The sequence below is a fragment of the Actinomycetospora termitidis genome, from assembly GCF_030286555.1.
GTDB lineage: Bacteria > Actinomycetota > Actinomycetes > Mycobacteriales > Pseudonocardiaceae > Actinomycetospora > Actinomycetospora termitidis.
Window position 1 is genome coordinate 35,785 of sequence record NZ_JASVWF010000005.1, and the last position, 15,652, is coordinate 51,436.

The following is a 15,652-nucleotide window of genomic DNA, read 5'->3' on the forward strand; positions in this document are numbered from 1 at the left end:
TGTGCTGGGCCGCCGCAGTCCGCGGGGCGCCCACATGCGCGGCGACCGCGACGGTGAGACCCGCCCGGGCTGCGCGCCACCTCGAGCGTCGAGCGCGCCGGGCTCGCCGTCGCGGGCGTTGAGCTCCGACCGTGTGCGTCGCGCAACGACCGTGTTCCGGTGGGCGTCCTGCATCGACCGTGTGCGTCGCGCAACGGCTGTGTTCCGGTGGGCGTCCTGCACCGACCGTGTGCGTCGCGCAACGGCCGTGTTCCGCTGGACGTCCTGCACCGACCGTGTGCGTCGCGCAACGGCCGTGTTCCGCTGGACGTCCTGCCGCGACCGTGTGCGTCGCGCAACGACCGCGCCCGGCGAGCGTCCTGCCGCGACCGTGTGCGTCGCGCAACGCTGACGTTCCGAAAGCCGCTCTGCTCCCCGCCCCCGACGCTGCCTCCATCGACCCCGAGGAGTTCCGATGAGCACCCCGTTCGCCGCCCTGCACGTCCCCGGTGAGCCGTTCGTCCTGCCGAACGCGTGGGACGTCGGCTCGGCGCGGGCCCTGGTGGCCGCCGGCTTCCGTGCGATCGGCACGACGAGCCTCGGCGTCGCGGCCTCCCGCGGGATCGAGGACGCCACCCGCGCGTCCCGGGACGCCTCGCTCGCCGTGACCCGGGAACTGCGCGACACACTCCCCGAGGTGCTGCTCACCGCCGACCTCGAGGACGGGTTCCACGACGACCCGATCGCGGTCGCGGACCTCGTCGAGTCGTTGGCCGTGGACGGCGTCAACCTCGAGGACGCGACGGCCGGGGAGCTCGTCGACCCGGCCCGGCACGAGGCCCGCATCCGGGCGGTGAAGGACCGGTGCCCGGACGTCTTCGTCAACGCCCGGACCGACGTGTTCTGGCTGGACGCGGGCACCGTTGACGATGCGATCGCCCGCGTGCGGCGCTACGTCGACGCCGGGGCCGACGGCGTCTTCGTTCCCGGCGCGCTCGACGTGGCGACGATCGAGGCGATCACTGCGGCCGTCGACGCGCCCCTCAACGTCCTCGCGTCGGCGACCCTGGACCGGCACCGGCTCGCGGAGCTGGGCGTCGCCCGGATCAGCACCGGCTCGTTGCTCTACCGGTCCGCGATGACCCGGCTGGTCGATGCTGCGGTGGCCGTCCGCGAGGGCCGCCCGCCGGGCGACGCCGTGTCCTACGACGAGGTGCAGGCCTGGAGTCAGACCTCCTCGAGCTCGTAGGCGTCGTCGCCGACCCACACCCGGAGCCCCTCGGCGTCGTCGGTGATGGCGCCGTCCTCCTCCTCGGAGAGCTCCCGCGACGCCCCGAGTGCCCGCTTCGAGTAGCGAATCCGGCCGTCGCCGAGATCCTCCGGGCGGTACTCGCGGGCCAGGACCGACGTCCGCGTCGACGTCGCGAGGTAGGCCGCGGTGTCGGCGCCCACCTCGGCGATCCACTCGTTCATGCGCGGATCTCACCGCGGAGCCCGCGGACCTCCAAGATCCGAGCTGACGTGCGGATACTGCACTGGGCTGAACGAGTGGTCCGCATTCCGACCTTGAGTACGTTCCGTCACCCTGTGGCCTGCCTCACATCAGCAGGGGGACCCCATGTACCTGACCCAGGGACTGCACCGCGCGGCCCGCCAGACGCCCGACCTCCCGGCGACGATCCACGGCGACCGCACCTGGACCTGGGCCGAGAGCCGCGACCGCGTCGCCCGGTTCGCCTCCGCCCTGCGCGAGCTCGGCCTCGAGGCCGGAGGACGCGTCGCGATGCTCGCGCTCAACTCCGATCGCTACCACGAGTACCTGTTGGCGGTCCCGTGGGCCGGCGGGATCGTGGTTCCGGTCAACGTGCGGTGGAGCGCCGCAGAGGTCGCCTTCGCCCTCGAGGACTCGGGCGCCACGATCCTCCTGATCGACGACACGATGCTGCCCCTGCTCCCGCAGGTCCGCACCGCGGCCCCGGTCCTGCGCCACGTGGTGCACGTCGGGGACGGACCGACCCCCGAGGGCACGTTGCCCTACGAGGCCCTGGTCGAGACGCACGCACCCGTCGTCGACGCGATGCGCGGAGGCGACGACCCGTACGGCATCTACTACACCGGCGGCACCACCGGCACACCGAAGGGCGTGGTCCTGAGCCACGCCAACCTGCTGGTGTCCGCGCTGGGCATGCTCGCCACCGGGGACCTCATGCGGCCCGGCGGTCGGCTGCTGCACGCGGCGCCGATGTTCCACATCGCCGACGGGGCCGCCTGGGTCGCCTGCACCGTCCTCGGCGGGACCCACGTGATCGTCCCGTCGTTCACCCCCACCGGGGTCGCCGAGGCGATCGAGCACCACCGGATCACCGACGCGCTCCTCGTCCCGACGATGATCCAACTGCTGGTCGACGATCCCGCGACCCGCGACGCCGACCTCTCCAGCCTGCGCACCCTGATCTACGGCGCCTCCCCGATCTCCGCCGCCGTGCTCGACCGGGCCTCGGCCCGGCTCCCGGGGGTCGGCTTCACCCAGGCCTACGGCATGACCGAGCTCGCCCCGGTGGCCACCCTGCTGCTCCCGGCCGACCACGCGACGGAGCACCTGCGCCGCTCCGCCGGACGAGCCGCCCCGCACGCCGAGGTCCGGATCGTCGACGAGGACGACCACGAGGTGGAGCGCGGGACCATCGGCGAGATCGTCGTCCGCGGCGGACACGTGATGCAGGGCTACTGGAACCGGCCGGAGGCGACCGCGGAGGCGCTGCGGGGCGGGTGGATGCACACCGGGGACGCGGGCCGGATGGACGACGACGGCTACGTCTACGTCGTCGACCGGATCAAGGACATGATCGTCACCGGCGCCGAGAACGTGTACTCCGTCGAGGTCGAGAACGCGCTGTCCTCGCACGCCGCGGTGGCGTCGTGCGCCGTCATCGGGCTCCCCGACGAGCAGTGGGGGGAGCGGGTGCACGCCGTCGTCGTCCTCCGGGACGGATGCACGCCCCCGGTCGAGGAGCTGCGGGAGCACGTCGCGGCGCGCATCGCCCGGTTCAAGGCACCCCGCTCCGTCGAGTTCGTGGCCGCACTGCCGATCTCCGGCGCCGGGAAGGTCCTCAAGCGTGAGCTCCGGGCGCCGTACTGGGAGGCGCAGTCCCGTCAGGTGTCCTGACGGCGGCCGTCGTCGCCCAGCCACGACGCGGCGTCCAGGCGAGGAGTCACCTCGTCGGTGATCGTCCGTAGGACCTGCTCGAACGCACCCGCCTGCTCGTCGCCGACCGTCGCGACCCACTGCGCGTGGGCACGGTCGAAGAAGCGCGCCGAGAGCCCGAGGACCTCCGAGCCGGTCGCGGTCAGCGCGACGATCTTCCGGCGGGCGTCCTGGGGGTCGCCGGCGCGCTCGACGTAGCCCAGCGCCTCCAGCGCGTCGACGGTCTTGCCCGCGGCCTGCTTCGTGACGCCCAGGCGGGTCGCCAGCTCGCCCGCCGTTGCGCCGGTGGGCCCGACGGCCTGGAGGGCGAAGCCGTGCGTCGGCCGGACCCGTGGGTGGCCGTGCTCGGCGAGGTCGACGTGCACCCGGTCGACGAGGTGACGGAAGGCGGCGAACAGGCGCAGGGCGAGCTCACCGCCGGACATGGAGGGACTTCCCGTAGTCGACAACCTGGTTTACCTTCTACGTCGACAGACAACCTGGTTGACCGATCCTACGAGGAGCACCCGATGACCGTCGTCCGCCGCGCCGACACCCGCCGGACCGAGACCCCGAACGCCGTCATGACGACCTACGCCTCCCCCACGCTCGGCGGCAGCACCCAGGCCCTGTGGCAGGTCGAGATGATGCCGGGTGCCGCCGGACCGCGGCACACGATGGACGTCGAGCAGGTCTGGACCGTGCTCCGCGGCCGGGCGACGGTCGAGGTCTCCGAGGAGGCCTACGACCTCGGGCCCGGAGACTCGATCGTCCTCGCCGGCGGCGTGCCCCGACGCTTCCACGCCGATCCGACCCACGGCCTCACCGCCCTGGTCACCGGGCGCGGAGCGGCCCACGCCGAGGTCCCGGGCGGCGCCACGAGCATCCCGCCGTGGATCGCCTGATCGGACGCCGAGCCCGGTCAGCTACTTCTTCTCGGCCGCCGCGACGTGGTCGATCACCGTGAGCACGCTGTCCGGGTTCAACGACATCGAGTCGATGCCCTGCTCGACGAGGAACTCCGCGAGCTCCGGGTGGTCGGACGGGCCCTGCCCGCAGATGCCGACGTAGCGGTCGTGCGCGTGCGCCGTCTCGATCAGCATCGAGATCATCTTCTTGACGGCGGGGCTGCGCTCGTCGAACAGGTGGGTGAGGCGGTCGTCGTCGCGGCCGATCCCGAGGGTGAGCTGCGTGAGGTCGTTGGAGCCGATGGAGAACCCGTCGAAGCGCTCGGCGAACTCGTCGGCCTGCAGCACGTTCGACGGGATCTCCGCCATCACGTAGACCTGCAGCCCGTCGCGCCCGCGTTCCAGGCCGTTCGACGCCATCACCTCGAGGACGCGGTCGGCCTCCTCGGGGGTGCGGCAGAACGGGACCATGACGATGACGTTGGTGAAGCCCATCTCGACCCGCACGCGGCGCAGCGCCCGGCACTCGAGCGCGAAGGCCGGGGCGTAGTCCTCGCTGTAGTAGCGCGAGGCCCCGCGCCACCCGAGCATCGGGTTCTCCTCCTCGGGCTCGAACGTCGTGCCGCCGATCAGGCCGGCGTACTCGTTCGTCTTGAAGTCCGAGAGCCGCACGACGACGGGTTCGGGGTACTGGGAGGCCGCGATGACGCCGATCCCCCGGGCCATCTGCTCGACGAAGTACTCCTCGTTGGAGTCGTAGCCGGCGGTCAGCTCCTCGATCTGCGCGCGGTCGTCGTCGGACACCTGGTCGGGGTGCAGCAGGGCCAATGGGTGGGCCTTGATGACGTTGTTGACCAGGTACTCGACCCGGGCGAGCCCGATCCCGTGGGCGGGGAGCCGCCACCACTGCATCGCCGACGCCGGGTTGCCGATGTTCATCATGACGCGGGTGCGGGTCTCGGGGACGTCGTCGAGCGAGAGGTCCTCGACAGTGAAGTCGAGCAGTCCTTCGTAGACCTGCCCCTCGTCGCCCTCGACGCAGGAGATCGTGACCTCCTGCCCCTCGGAGAGCACCGACGTCGCGTCCTGGGTGCCGACGATCGCCGGCACGCCCAGCTCGCGGGAGACGATCGCCGCGTGGGAGGTGCGCCCGCCGCGGTCGGTGACGATCGCGGCGGCCTTGCGCATGATCGGCACCCAGTCCGGGTCGGTCATCTCCGTGACGAGGACCCGACCCTCCTCGAAGGTGTCGATGTCGTCCGCCGACGCGATCCGCTGCACCGCGCCGGACGCCACGGCCTGCCCGATCGCGAGCCCGCTGACGAGAACCGTGCCGGACTCGTCGAGCCGGTAGGTCTGCAGCGTCCCCGCGCCGGCGTTCGACTGCACCGTCTCCGGCCGGGCCTGGACGATGAACAGCTCGCCGGAGCGGCCGTCGCGGGCCCACTCGATGTCCATCGGCCGGTCGTAGTGCTGCTCGATGACCCGCCCCCACCGCGCGAGCTCGAGGATCTCGTCGTCGGTGAGGACGAAGCGCGCGCGGTGCTTCTCGGGGGTCTCGACGTTCTCGGTGGTGTCACCCGCCTGGTCGGGGTCGGCGGCGTACCGGAGCGTCTTCTCCTTCGCGCCGACCGTCTTCTCGATGATCGGCGTCAGCTCCTCGTTCTCCAGGAACGGCTTGTAGACCGTGTACTGGTCCGGGGTCACCTCGCCGCCGACGACGTTCTCCCCCAGCCCCCACGCGGCGTTGACGACGATCGTGTCCGGGAAGCCCGTGTCGGAGTCGATCGTGAACATGACGCCGGCGCTGCCCTGGTCGGACCGGACCATCTTCTGGACGCCGACCGACAGCGCCAGGTCGAGGTGGTCGTAGCCCTGCTCGGTGCGGTAGGCGATCGCCCGGTCGGTGAACACCGAGGCGAAGCAGTCCTTGCAGGCGCGCAGGAGGTCGTCGGCGCCGGTGATGTTGAGGTAGGTGTCCTGCTGACCGGCGAAGCTCGCGTCGGGGAGGTCCTCCGCGGTGGCGCTGGATCGGACCGCGACGTCGACGTCCTCCGTGTCGTAGCGGCCGGAGAGCTCGGCGTACGCCTCGCGGATCGCCCCGGCGGTGTCCTCCGGGAACTCGGCCGCGGCGAACGCGTCCCGGATCGACGCGCCTACCTCGGCGAGCGCGTCCCCGTCCGGGTCCAGGCCGTCGAGGAGCTCACGGATCCGGTCGTCGAGACCGTTGGCGGACAGGAACGCGCGGTAGGCGTCGGCGGTCGTCGCGAACCCGCCGGGGACGCGGACCCCGGCCGAGGTCAGGTTCTGGATCATCTCGCCGAGCGAGGAGTTCTTGCCCCCGACGGCGTCGACGTCGCCCGACGACAGCGTCTCCAGCCAGCGCACGTGGTCCATCTCGGCCCCTCCGTCCCGGGTCCGGGCCACATCGCGCGGACCTCACACCGGTCGGACATTCCCTGCTCCCGACCGGCGGAAAACCGTGCGGTTGCGACACCCGGTCGAACGGAGGGGGCGGGCCGGAGCAGGGCCGGGTGCCGCGACGGTCACTCGCTCGGGGCCAGCACGACGACCCGGCCGCGCAGCGTGCCGGCGTCCGCCTCGGCGTGGACCGCGGGCAGCTCGGCGAGCGACACGTGCCGGTCGACGTCGATGCGCAGCTGCCCGGCGTCGACCAGCTCGACCAGGTGCGCCAGCTGCCCGGCGTCGCTGCGGACGAAGACGTTCACGGCCCGCACGTCGCGGGCCTCGTCGCCGGCCGCGGGGTTCTGCGGCACGGTGTTCACGACGACGCCGCCGTCGGCGACCAGGCCGGTGAGCTCGGCCAGCCGGTCGGCGCCGACCGCGGCCAGGTTCAGCAGGACGTCGACCGGCCCGGCGACCGCCGTGACCACGTCGGACGCGGTGTGGTCGACGACCTCGTCGGCCCCGAGCGAGGTCAGCCGGTCGTGGGTGCGGGCGCTCCCCGTCGCGACCACGGAGGCCCCGGCCTGCGTCGCGAGCTGCACCGCGAACCTGCCCACGGCGCCGCCCGCCCCGTTCACGAGGAGGCGCTGACCCGCGGTCAGCTTCGCGTCGTCGATCAGTGCCTGCCACGCGGTCAGCCCGACCATCGGCAGTGCCGCGGCGTCGGCGAGCGGCACGCTCGACGGCGCCGCCACCAGCACCTCGGCCGGCGCGACGACGTACTCCGCCGCGGCCCCGTCGGCCACCATCGGGAGGAAGCCGACCACCGCGTCGCCGACGGCGAGCCCGTCCACCCCGTCCCCCAACGCGTCGACGGTGCCGGCGACCTCGATGCCCGGGGTGTGCGGCAGGGCGACCGGGAAGGGGCCCTGCAGGTAGCCGCCGCGGATGCCGTCGTCGACCGGGTTGAACGTGGTCGCGGCGACCCGCACCCGGACCTGCCCGGCACCGGGGACGGGCGTCTCGGTGTCCTCGTACCGCAGCACGTCGGGGGCGCCGTACTCGTGGAACCGCACTGCCTTCACGGCGAGGCCTCACTTCTCGGGATGCCATGTGCTTCGGGTTCGAAGCACATGGTCGACGCTAGACCTGCTTCGAAGTTGAAGCAAGTAGACTCCGGCCATGTCCGAGCCCCCGCACGAGGTCGACCCGGTCCGGCTCGGCGCCTACTTCGCGCTGGTCGAGGTGTCCGACCTGCTGCGCCACGCGATCGAGCAGCAGCTGCGCGAGGCGGGCGGGCTGACGTTCGTGCGCTTCCAGATCCTCATGCGGCTGCGCCTGACGGAGACCGGCAGCCACCGCATGACCGACCTCGCCGACGCGATCGTCCACAGCCGCAGCGGCCTGACCTACCAGGTCGGCCTGCTCGAGCAGGCGGGACTGATCACCCGCGCGCCCTCCCCGGACGACGACCGCGGCGTCACCGTCACGATCACCGACGCCGGCCGCGACCTGATCGCGCAGGTCCTCCCCGGGCACGAGGAGGTCGTCGGGCGGATGCTGTTCGAGCCGCTCTCCCAGGACGCCGCGCGGACGCTCTCCGGCCTGCTCACACCGGTCCGTGACCACATGCGCGCCCTGCCCCCGCGCTCGGCGGGGCGACGGCGGCGGTCCCGGCCCGATTGACCTGTGCCCGGGCTCACACCGCCGCCTGTCACGACGGTGCCCGTCCCCCGGTCTCCTCCTCGACACGAGATCGACGGAGGGATCGTCATGAGCATGCTGCAGGCCGTGACCGGCGCGCACGGGACCGGTGGACGGAGCCACGTCGTGGTGCTCGGCGGGGGCTACGCGGGCCAGCTCGCCGCGCAGGCGCTCGCGGTGCGGACGGACGCGCGGGTCACGCTGGTCAACGACGGCGACCGGTTCGTCCAGCGGGTGCGCCTGCACGAGACGGCGGCCGGCGGGTCGGAGCCCGCGGCGCCCCGCTTCACCGACCTGCTGGCCGGCACGGGCGTGACGTTCCTCGACGACCGGGTGGAGGACCTCGATCCGGCCACGCGGCGCCTCGGGCTGCGGGACGGCGGGTCGCTCGACTACGACCTGCTGGTCTACGCCCTCGGGAGTCACGCCGACCCGACGGTCCTGCCCGGTCCCGTGCACGACGTCTCCACCGCAGGCGGCGCGGCCGCCCTGCGCGACCGCCTCGCGGCCGGCCCCACGACGGTCGCGGTGGTCGGCGGCGGACTCACCGGGCTGGAGCTGGCCACGGAGCTCGCCGAGGCCGGCCACCCGACGACCCTGGTCACCGCCGAGGGCCTCGGCGCCGACCTGTCGCCGCGCGGCGGGCGGCACGTCCGCGCGGTCTGCGACCGCCTCGGCGTGACGGTGCTCGACGGCCGTCGCGCGCTCGCCGCCGACGACGCGGGGCTCTCGCTCGACGACGGGTCGCGCGTCCCGGCCGACGTCGTCGTCGGGACCGTGGGGTTCGCCGTGCCCGACCTGGCCCGCCGGGCCGGGCTCGCCGTCGACCCGAGCGGCCGGGTCCTCGTCGACACCGCGCTGCGGTCGACGTCGCACCCGGACGTGCTCGCGGTCGGCGACGCGGCCGCCGCCACCCGACCCGACGGGCAGCCGCTGCGGATGGCCTGCGCGACCGGCCTCCCCCAGGCCCAGCAGGCGGCGCGGACGGTGGCCTCGGTGCTCGCCGGGACGGAGCCGGCGCCGCTGCGCTTCCGCTACGCCCTGCGGTGCGTCAGCCTGGGCCGGCGGGACGGCCTGGTGCAGTTCGTGCACGCCGACGACTCCCCGCGCGACCTCGTGGTGACCGGACGGGTGGCCGCGGCGGTGAAGGAGGCCATCGTCGTGAACGCCCTGCGGGTGCAGCGTCACCCCCGGATCCCGACGAGCGCATGAGCGCTGTCGAGGTCGATGCGTTCGAGGCCGAGCGGGGCCGGCTCACGGGCCTGGCCTACCGGATGCTGGGCGAGGTCCACGAGGCCCAGGACGTGGTGCAGGACGCGTGGCTGCGCTGGTCCGGCACGCACGACGAGATCCGGGAGCCGGCCGCGTGGCTGACCCGGGTCGTCGTCAACCTGTGCCGGAACCGGTTGACGTCGCTGCGGGCCCGGCGCACGGACTACGTCGGGCCGTGGCTGCCGGAACCGGTGACGACCGGTCCCGCCGGGCCGGACCTCGGGCCCGACGGGACCGTCGAACAGCGCGAGACCCTCTCGCTCGGTGTGCTGCGCCTGATGGAGTCGCTCTCCGGCACCGAGCGGGCGGTGTTCGTCCTGCACGAGGCGTTCGGGCACCCGCACGCCGAGGTGGCGACGCTGCTGGACCTCCCCGAGGCCACGGTCCGGCAGCACCTGCACCGGGCCCGCGACCGCGTCCGGGGCCGTCGGCGGTTCGAGGCCGACCCCGAGCAGGCCGCCCGTCTGCTCGCCCGCTTCCTCGCCGCGGCGGCCGGGAACGACGTCCCGGCCCTGGAGCGGATGCTGGCCGACGACGCCGTCGCGGTCTCGGACGGCGGCGGGACGGTGAGTGCGGCGCGGCGGCCGGTCGAGGGGCGCGAGCGGGTCGCCCGGTTCGTGGCCGGGCTGGCGCGGCAGGCGTCCGCCGCGACGATCGAGGTCGGGTGGGCCAACGGCGGTCCGGCGGTGTTCGTCCGCGTCGGCGGCGTGCTCACCGTGGTGATGCAGGCCGACTTCGACGCCGACACCGGCGAGCTGGTCACGCTGTCGGCGCAGCTCAACCCCGCGAAGCTGACCGCGGCGTCGTGACCACGGGCGCGTCCGTTCACCGGCGCGCCATCGACGACCGGCAGGCTGCGCCCGTGCGCCGCCTGCTGCTCGTCGCCGTCCTCGTCCTCGCCGGGTGCGGTGCACCCCCACCGCCGCCACCCGCCGTCGGGAACGCGTGTTCTCCGAGCACGACGATCGAGTCCTTCTCCGACGTGCTCGAGGGGCAGGTGGCCAACCTGTCGGCCCTGGCCGCCCGACCCGACGGGACGATCTACGTGCTCTCCGACCGCTCCGTGCTCTACACCCTCGACGCGGGGGCGACCCGTCCGCTCGCCTCCGTCCCGCTGGCCGACCCCGCGGCGAAGCCGCTGGACTCGGAGTCGCTGGTGGTCGACCCGGACGGGACGCTGACGATCGGCGACGAGACCGGGCCCCAGGTGCTGCGGTACGCCCCCGACGGCCGGCTGCTCGGGTCGCTCGGGATCCCGGCCGACGTCGTGGGCCGGACGCAGGACAACGCCTCGTTCGAGGGCCTCGCCCGTCAGCCCGACGGGTCGCTCGTCGCGTCGCTGGAGAAGCCGCTGACGGGCGAGACCGACACCCGGCTCGTGACCATCCCGGACGGGCCGCAGGTCTCCGTGCCGCTCGCCCCCGGTCTCGGGATCGCCGAGCTCGTCGCCCTCGGGGACGGCCGCCTACTCGCGCTGGAGCGCGGCTACGACGAGGCGACCGGGAACACCGTGCACCTGGTCCTGCTCGACCCGCGGACGAACCCGGCCGGGTCGACCCTCGTCGCGGACCTCGGCGCCTGCCCCACCCTCGGCGCGACCTCGCAGCAGGCCCAGCGCAACCCGCTGCTCGACAACGTCGAGGGCATGACGATCACGGGGCGCACCCCGGACGGCGCCCTGGAGCTGCTCCTCGTGAGCGACGACAACGACAACCCGGAGCAGGTGACCCGGACCTACCGGCTCCGGGTGGCTCTCTGAGCCCGCCGAACCTCTCGTCGCGCGAGTACCGCCATTGATCGTCGGCGCTCTCAGGTTCGGGGGTCGTCACGGCGCGCATCCCTAGCGTCGCGGCCCGTGCACCTCGCGACACGACGGACGATCTGGACGGCGGTGGCGGCCCTGGTGGTCCTGGGGCCGGTGGCGCTGTACGCCTGGCGGGCCGAGGGCAAGCCGCTCTCGGTGATCCTGGTGGTCCTCGGCCTGCTCGGGCTCGTGACGATGGCGCTGACGATCGTCGCGCCGGCCCGGCTGCGCTCGTTGACCCGCACGTTCGGCATCGACCGAATCATCGGCGCCCACCGTCTGCTGGGCGTCGTCGCGATCGTGGCCGTGCTAGCGCACCTCGCGGTCGCCGTCTACCGGTCGCCGTCGCTGCTGAACCCGTTCGCGGCGTCGCTGTCGATCCAGTGGGGCTGGCTGGCGGCGACCGCGATGGTCGCGGTCGGGCTCGTCGCCTGGTGGGGCCGTCGCTCCGGACGGCGGTACGAGGTGTGGGCCCGGATGCACGTGCTGCTCGCGGCCGCGGCGATCGTCCTCGCCGGGATGCACGTCTTCTTCCTCGGCGATCTGCTGGAGGACCCGGTCCTGCGCGTCGTGCTGTCCGCGCTGACCCTGGCGTTCCTCGCGGTCATGTTCCTGCGCTGGGTGTGGCGGCCGCTGTTCTCCCGCCACGGCGCCTACGTGGTCTACGGCGTCCGGCCGGAGGGACCCTCCACGGCGACGCTGGTCCTCGCCCCGGTCCACCTGCAGCGCGGGATGCGCTTCCACGCCGGCCAGTTCGTGTGGCTGCGGCTGCGCCGCTCGGTCCTCGGCAGCGAGGAGCACCCCTTCACGATCGCCTCGTCGGCCCAGGTCACCGGCCGTCTCGAGCTCACCGTGCGCGGCAGCGGGGACTTCTCGACGACGCTGGCGGCGCTGCCGCCCGGCTCGAAGGTGTGGCTGGACGGCCCGCACGGCTCGTTCACCGCGGCCCCGGAGGCGCCCGGCCTGGTGCTGATCGCGGGGGGCGTCGGGATCACGCCGATGATGTCGATGCTGCGCACCCTGGCCGACTCCGCCGACCCCCGACCGCTGCACATGGTCGTCGCGCAGCGCCCGGACGAGCCGCTGTTCGAGCCCGAGCTGGCCTCGCTCGCCCGGCGCCTGGACCTCCGGGTCACCCGGACCGCCGGCCGTCGGGTGGACGCGGCGATGCTCGACGAGGTGGTCCCCGGACGGGGGCGGCGGCACCTGGACTGGTTCGTCTGCGGATCGCCCTCGCTGCTCGCGGGCTCGCTGGCCGCGATCGAGCAGCTCGGCGTCCCCGCGGAACGGGTCCACTCCGAGCAGTTCGGCTGGTCGGGTGCGATCCCCGTCCAGGGCACGCGCCGTCGCGCGCAGGCGCGGTGAGCAGCACCCGGAGCTGCCGCGAGCCTGCTTCGACAGCCCTGGAGACCCGCTCGACGGCGGGGCTCGCCGTCAGAACGCCACGATCGACTTCGTGATCTGACCCTGCGCCACGACGGTCCCGTCCTGCTCGCCGTCCTGCTCGAGGCGGGCGGTGACGCCGACGAAGGCGACGGACCGGGTGCGGCGAGCCAGCTCGGCGTCGACCCGGACCCGCTGTCCGACCCCCGCGCCCCGCAGGTACTGCAGCGAGAGCTGGTGGGTGACGGCGTGCTCGGCCGACGTGAGGGTCGGCAGCACGGCCAGGTAGCCGGCGAGCTCGCAGACCGCGGCGAGCGCCGAGCCGTGCAGCGTGGCGGCGGGCGTGACGCCGATGCCGGCCACCTCGAGCACCACGCCGGCGAGCGGATCGGACGGGTCGACGAACTCGACGCCGAGGGCGTCCGGGAGCGCGACCGCGAGCGCGGCCTCGGCACGGGCGAGCAGGGCGTCTCCGGCGAGCAGGGTGGCCATGACGACGAGCCTGGCCCCACCCGGCGTCGGGAACGTGACCTGCGAGCCACTCCCGGCCGACGTTCACCTGACGTCCACCTCGCCCGGCGATCATCGCGCGCGTGACCCAGGACGACCCCCTCGCTCCCCTCAGCGACATCCCGCTGGACCAGCTCTCCGTCGACACCGACGGCGCCGAGGACGACGACCCCGCCCTCCTCGGCCCGGACGGGCAGCCGGTCGACACCTGGCGGGAGGGCTACCCGTACGACGAACGCCTGCCGCGGCAGACCTACGAGCAGCAGAAGCGGCTCCTGCAGATCGAGCTGCTCAAGCTCCAGGCGTGGGTGAAGGACACCGGGCAGAAGGTGGTCCTGCTCTTCGAGGGCCGGGACGCGGCGGGCAAGGGCGGGACCATCAAGCGGTTCACCGAGCACCTCAACCCCCGCGGCACCCGCGTCGTGGCCCTGGAGAAGCCGACCGACCGCGAGCGCACGCAGTGGTACTTCCAGCGCTACCTCACCCACCTGCCGTCGGCCGGCGAGATCGTCCTGTTCGACCGCAGCTGGTACAACCGCGCGGGCGTGGAGCGCGTGATGGGTTACGCCGAGGCCCGCGAGTACATGGAGTTCATGCGCGAGGCCCCCGAGCTGGAACGGATGCTCGTCCGCAGCGGCATCCACCTCGTGAAGTTCTGGTTCTCGGTGTCGCAGTCCGAGCAGCGGACGCGGTTCCTCATCCGCCAGGTCGATCCGGTGCGGCGCTGGAAGCTCTCCCCCAACGACCTCGCCTCGATCCACCGCTGGGCGGACTACACCGCGGCGAAGGAGGCGATGTTCTTCTACTCCGACACCGCCGACGCCCCGTGGACCGTCGTGAAGTCGAACGACAAGAAGCGGGCCCGCCTCGAGGCCATGCGGCACGTGCTCGCCCGGTTCGACTACCCGGAGAAGGACCTCGAGGTCGCGTACCCGGCCGACCCGGCCGTCGTCGGGCCCGCGTCGGAGCTCTTCGAGCACGGCGAGGAGCGCGGGGCACGCCAGGCCCCGCCGCTGCGCTGAGCGGACCGGCGGGAGGCGGGCCCCGACCCCCGCCTCCCGGCCGGTTACAGACCCTTGTGCAGCTTGGGCTTCGTGTAGGCGGTGACCGCCTTCGCCAGCGCCTCGTCCGCCCGCTCGCGACGCGCCCGGGCCTCGGTGTGCAGCACGCCGTAGGTGAAGCTCGGCTCCCCGGCCCGGTGGGCGATGTCGGCGAGGTCGACGAGCCAGTGGGCGGCCGACTCGGCGCGCCGGCGCTCGTCGAGAGCGGCGGCGAGGGCCTCGGCGGCCTCGGCGATCCGCCGCGCCTGCTTGCCGAGGACCGGACGGACCGTCCGGGCCGTGGTCGCGACCGTCGTCGTCGCATGGATGACCGGGCCCAGCTGGGCGCCGCCGGCACCGTCCGCGCCCTGCGCGGCGACGACGGCGTCGTCCGCGGCGTCGCGTGCGGCGCCGTCGGCGTCGGCGAGCGCCTTGGCCAGCACCTTCTCGGTGTTCTTCGGCTTGGTGCCGGCGATCGGGGCGGTCAGCACCAGCCGGTCGGCGTGCGCCATGAGGCTCGCCCACTCGGGCTGGGCCAGCATCGCGGTCACGGCGTCCCGCCGCTCCTCGCTGCGGGTGGTGACGACGAGGCGCAGCCGCTCCCGGACGGGGCCCAGGCGCAGCGTCGGGTCGAGGTCGTCGACGAGCTCGGAGAGGACGTCGACGGTGCCCTCCAGCCCGTGGGCCTCGTCGACGACCGCCCGCGCCCACGCGAGCTCGGCGCGCAGCGCGGTCACGTCCGGCCCCTCGATCAGGCCGGCGAACCCGGAGATCACCGCGTCCAGGTCGGCCAGCACCTCCGCGAGGCCCTCGACGTCGACGCCGGCGGCGAGCACCGAGTCGTCGCCGTCGTCGTCGCTGCCGTCGGGCACCTCCTCGGGCGCCGCCGGGATCGTGACGGAGGTGCCGCCGTCCTCGTCGGAACCGTCGGGGCCGTCTTCGGACGTCGTGTCCGAGGTCTCGCCGACGACCTCCTCGTCGGGGCTCGGCACGGGCTCGTCGGTGTCGAGCTCCACGGCGGCGTGGAGGGCGGCGACGCGCTCGCGCAGCGCGGCGAGGACGAGGGTCGAGGCGGTCAGATGCTTGCCGGGGTCACTCTTGGCCACGTGCGGGCAGGTACCCCGTCCGCGGGCCCCGTCCACAGGTGTGCCCGGACGGATCCGACACCGTCACCGCACGTCCACCTCCGACCTCCAGTGCGGTTCCAGGCGGGCCCACTCGTCGTCGAGGTCCTCGTCCCGGGCCCGGCGCGGGAGGAGGGACGCGAACAGGACGAGCAGGGGCACCGCGACCGCGATCACCGTGGCCGCCGGGACGGGCAGCCCCGCGCGCACCGCCCGTGCGGCGAGGGCGCCGGCACCCAGGACGGACGCCGTGAGCAGGACGGGGAGCAGGCTGCGAGCGGTCGAGGGGCGACCGGGCGTCATGGCGGGTGTCATGGCGGAGAGTCTGCGGACCGGGG

16 protein-coding genes are annotated in these 15,652 nt (G+C 73.7%); 9 read left to right on the forward strand and 7 right to left on the reverse strand.

Annotated features, from left to right (window positions below; all coding sequences use genetic code 11):
- Positions 1-454: 454 nt before the first annotated feature.
- The gene (locus QRT03_RS20850) at positions 455-1,228 is read left to right on the forward strand and encodes an isocitrate lyase/PEP mutase family protein (RefSeq protein ID WP_286054973.1); all 774 of its coding nucleotides are present in this window, start codon (positions 455-457) and stop codon (positions 1,226-1,228) included.
- On the opposite strand, the gene QRT03_RS20855 is transcribed toward QRT03_RS20850, so the two are convergent.
- Entirely contained in the window at positions 1,207-1,452 is a 246-nt protein-coding gene (locus tag QRT03_RS20855; RefSeq protein WP_286054974.1) for a hypothetical protein, read from the reverse strand. The genes QRT03_RS20850 and QRT03_RS20855 overlap by 22 nt on opposite strands.
- A gap of 145 nt (positions 1,453-1,597) precedes the next feature.
- Here QRT03_RS20855 and QRT03_RS20860 point away from each other — a divergent pair, with 145 nt between their 5' ends.
- Positions 1,598-3,145, forward strand: coding sequence for an acyl-CoA synthetase (locus QRT03_RS20860; protein WP_286054975.1), 1,548 nt, complete (start codon positions 1,598-1,600; stop codon positions 3,143-3,145).
- Here QRT03_RS20860 and QRT03_RS20865 read toward each other — a convergent pair.
- Positions 3,133-3,609, reverse strand: coding sequence for a MarR family winged helix-turn-helix transcriptional regulator (locus QRT03_RS20865; protein WP_286054976.1), 477 nt, complete (start codon positions 3,607-3,609; stop codon positions 3,133-3,135). The two genes, QRT03_RS20860 and QRT03_RS20865, sit on opposite strands and share 13 nt — an antisense overlap.
- 84 nt (positions 3,610-3,693) lie before the next feature.
- Here QRT03_RS20865 and QRT03_RS20870 point away from each other — a divergent pair, with 84 nt between their 5' ends.
- Positions 3,694-4,068, forward strand: a complete 375-nt coding sequence (locus QRT03_RS20870; protein WP_286054977.1) for a cupin domain-containing protein — start codon at positions 3,694-3,696, stop codon at positions 4,066-4,068.
- A 21-nt stretch (positions 4,069-4,089) separates the two neighbouring features.
- Here QRT03_RS20870 and ppsA read toward each other — a convergent pair whose 3' ends face one another.
- Positions 4,090-6,468: a phosphoenolpyruvate synthase gene (gene ppsA, locus QRT03_RS20875; RefSeq protein ID WP_286054978.1), complete on the reverse strand. Its 2,379-nt coding sequence runs from the start codon at positions 6,466-6,468 to the stop codon at positions 4,090-4,092.
- A gap of 149 nt (positions 6,469-6,617) precedes the next feature.
- Positions 6,618-7,562: an NADP-dependent oxidoreductase gene (locus QRT03_RS20880; protein WP_286054979.1), complete on the reverse strand. Its 945-nt coding sequence runs from the start codon at positions 7,560-7,562 to the stop codon at positions 6,618-6,620.
- A gap of 97 nt (positions 7,563-7,659) precedes the next feature.
- Here QRT03_RS20880 and QRT03_RS20885 point away from each other — a divergent pair, with 97 nt between their 5' ends.
- The 5 genes from QRT03_RS20885 (at position 7,660) to QRT03_RS20905 (ending at position 12,622) form a co-directional block, all read left to right on the forward strand.
- Positions 7,660-8,163, forward strand: a complete 504-nt coding sequence (locus tag QRT03_RS20885; protein WP_286054980.1) for a MarR family winged helix-turn-helix transcriptional regulator — start codon at positions 7,660-7,662, stop codon at positions 8,161-8,163.
- A gap of 87 nt (positions 8,164-8,250) precedes the next feature.
- Positions 8,251-9,393, forward strand: coding sequence for an NAD(P)/FAD-dependent oxidoreductase (locus tag QRT03_RS20890; protein ID WP_286054981.1), 1,143 nt, complete (start codon positions 8,251-8,253; stop codon positions 9,391-9,393).
- Positions 9,390-10,262: a sigma-70 family RNA polymerase sigma factor gene (locus QRT03_RS20895; RefSeq protein ID WP_286054982.1), complete on the forward strand. Its 873-nt coding sequence runs from the start codon at positions 9,390-9,392 to the stop codon at positions 10,260-10,262. Before QRT03_RS20890 ends, QRT03_RS20895 begins: the two co-directional genes overlap by 4 nt.
- A 53-nt stretch (positions 10,263-10,315) precedes the next feature.
- Positions 10,316-11,212 (forward strand): esterase-like activity of phytase family protein, encoded by an 897-nt coding sequence (locus tag QRT03_RS20900; RefSeq protein ID WP_286054983.1) that lies wholly within the window; start codon positions 10,316-10,318, stop codon positions 11,210-11,212.
- A gap of 96 nt (positions 11,213-11,308) precedes the next feature.
- Positions 11,309-12,622, forward strand: a complete 1,314-nt coding sequence (locus QRT03_RS20905; RefSeq protein ID WP_286054984.1) for a ferredoxin reductase family protein — start codon at positions 11,309-11,311, stop codon at positions 12,620-12,622.
- Positions 12,623-12,691: 69 nt separating this feature from the next.
- Here QRT03_RS20905 and QRT03_RS20910 read toward each other — a convergent pair whose 3' ends face one another.
- Positions 12,692-13,132 (reverse strand): PaaI family thioesterase, encoded by a 441-nt coding sequence (locus QRT03_RS20910; RefSeq protein ID WP_286054985.1) that lies wholly within the window; start codon positions 13,130-13,132, stop codon positions 12,692-12,694.
- Positions 13,133-13,233: 101 nt separating this feature from the next.
- Here QRT03_RS20910 and ppk2 point away from each other — a divergent pair, with 101 nt between their 5' ends.
- Positions 13,234-14,172, forward strand: a complete 939-nt coding sequence (gene ppk2 / locus QRT03_RS20915) for a polyphosphate kinase 2 (protein WP_286054986.1) — start codon at positions 13,234-13,236, stop codon at positions 14,170-14,172.
- A 44-nt stretch (positions 14,173-14,216) separates the two neighbouring features.
- Here ppk2 and QRT03_RS20920 read toward each other — a convergent pair whose 3' ends face one another.
- Positions 14,217-15,296: a CHAD domain-containing protein gene (locus QRT03_RS20920; protein ID WP_286054987.1), complete on the reverse strand. Its 1,080-nt coding sequence runs from the start codon at positions 15,294-15,296 to the stop codon at positions 14,217-14,219.
- A 63-nt stretch (positions 15,297-15,359) separates the two neighbouring features.
- Positions 15,360-15,629 carry a hypothetical protein gene (locus tag QRT03_RS20925; RefSeq protein ID WP_286054988.1) on the reverse strand — a complete coding sequence of 90 codons (270 nt, stop codon included), beginning with the start codon at positions 15,627-15,629 and terminating at the stop codon, positions 15,360-15,362.
- Positions 15,630-15,652 lie beyond the last annotated feature (23 nt).

Bases quoted from the DNA above. Each gene is read 5' to 3' on its own strand.
- QRT03_RS20850 (WP_286054973.1), top strand. From the start codon at position 455: ATGAGCACCCCGTTCGCCGCCCTGCACGTCCCCGGTGAGCCGTTCGTC.
- QRT03_RS20855 (WP_286054974.1), bottom strand. From the start codon at position 1,452: ATGAACGAGTGGATCGCCGAGGTGGGCGCCGACACCGCGGCCTACCTC.
- QRT03_RS20860 (WP_286054975.1), top strand. From the start codon at position 1,598: ATGTACCTGACCCAGGGACTGCACCGCGCGGCCCGCCAGACGCCCGAC.
- QRT03_RS20865 (WP_286054976.1), bottom strand. From the start codon at position 3,609: ATGTCCGGCGGTGAGCTCGCCCTGCGCCTGTTCGCCGCCTTCCGTCAC.
- QRT03_RS20870 (WP_286054977.1), top strand. From the start codon at position 3,694: ATGACCGTCGTCCGCCGCGCCGACACCCGCCGGACCGAGACCCCGAAC.
- ppsA (WP_286054978.1), bottom strand. From the start codon at position 6,468: ATGGACCACGTGCGCTGGCTGGAGACGCTGTCGTCGGGCGACGTCGAC.
- QRT03_RS20885 (WP_286054980.1), top strand. From the start codon at position 7,660: ATGTCCGAGCCCCCGCACGAGGTCGACCCGGTCCGGCTCGGCGCCTAC.
- QRT03_RS20890 (WP_286054981.1), top strand. From the start codon at position 8,251: ATGAGCATGCTGCAGGCCGTGACCGGCGCGCACGGGACCGGTGGACGG.
- QRT03_RS20895 (WP_286054982.1), top strand. From the start codon at position 9,390: ATGAGCGCTGTCGAGGTCGATGCGTTCGAGGCCGAGCGGGGCCGGCTC.
- QRT03_RS20910 (WP_286054985.1), bottom strand. From the start codon at position 13,132: ATGGCCACCCTGCTCGCCGGAGACGCCCTGCTCGCCCGTGCCGAGGCC.
- QRT03_RS20925 (WP_286054988.1), bottom strand. From the start codon at position 15,629: ATGACACCCGCCATGACGCCCGGTCGCCCCTCGACCGCTCGCAGCCTG.